The 755-nt window shown below is 63.2% G+C and carries 1 protein-coding gene; it reads right to left on the bottom strand.

Translation table 11 applies throughout. The features are described from left to right. The coding region (locus RJ03_RS27315) for a condensation domain-containing protein (protein WP_036507511.1) at positions 1-755 on the bottom strand (755 nt) is incomplete at both ends.

Genomic DNA, 755 nt, shown 5'->3' with positions numbered 1-755 from the left:
ACCATGAAACTTGTCGCGTTGTGGTCGCGCGCGACCTCGGCGATGTGGTGTTGTAGTTCGGCGGGCCAGTCTATGACGACGCGGGCGCCGTGTTGGTCGGTGGTCGGTGGGTAAGGTCGGTCGGTAGGGAGGTCGAGGTGTTCGGGCATCCCGGCCAAGGTCTGTTCCCAGTACTCCAGCTCGGTGGTGATGCGGCTGTGGGGGTCGTGTAGTTCGCCGAGTTGGGTGCGTTGCCAGAGTGCGTAGTCGACGTATTGCACCGGTAGTGGCGTCCAGTCCGGGGCGTGGTCGTGTCGGTGCGCTCGGTACGCTTCGCTCACGTCGCGGGCCATGGGGATTGGTGACCATCCGTCGAAAGCGATGTGGTGCAACACAATTGCTACGACATACTGTTCGGGTCCCACTGAGTAGATCTGGGCGCGGATGGGGATCTCGGTCGACAGGTCGAACCGGTACCGGGCCAGTTCTGCCAAGGTGTCGGTCACATGCTGCTCGGGCAGCGATACGACTGCCGGGCCGTGGCGTCGCCACATTCCTGCTTGTGCGGGCAGTACGTGTTGGAAGGGCACGCCGTCGGTGTCGGGGAAGATGGTGCGGAGTGATTCGTGGCGTGCGAGGACGTCGTCGAGGGCGGCGGCTAGCGCTTCGGTATCCAGTGGTCCGTTGATCCGGAAGGCGATCGGCATGTTGTAGACCGGGGAGGGTCCTTGGAGTTGGTCGATGAACCAGAGTCGTTGCTGCGCATACGACAACGG

It is taken from the genome of Nocardia aobensis NBRC 100429, assembly GCF_000308375.1.
GTDB classification, from domain to species: Bacteria; Actinomycetota; Actinomycetes; order Mycobacteriales; family Mycobacteriaceae; genus Nocardia; species Nocardia aobensis.
The sequence above is the reverse complement of the archived record's forward strand: the minus strand, read 5'-3'. Positions and strand labels throughout refer to the sequence as shown.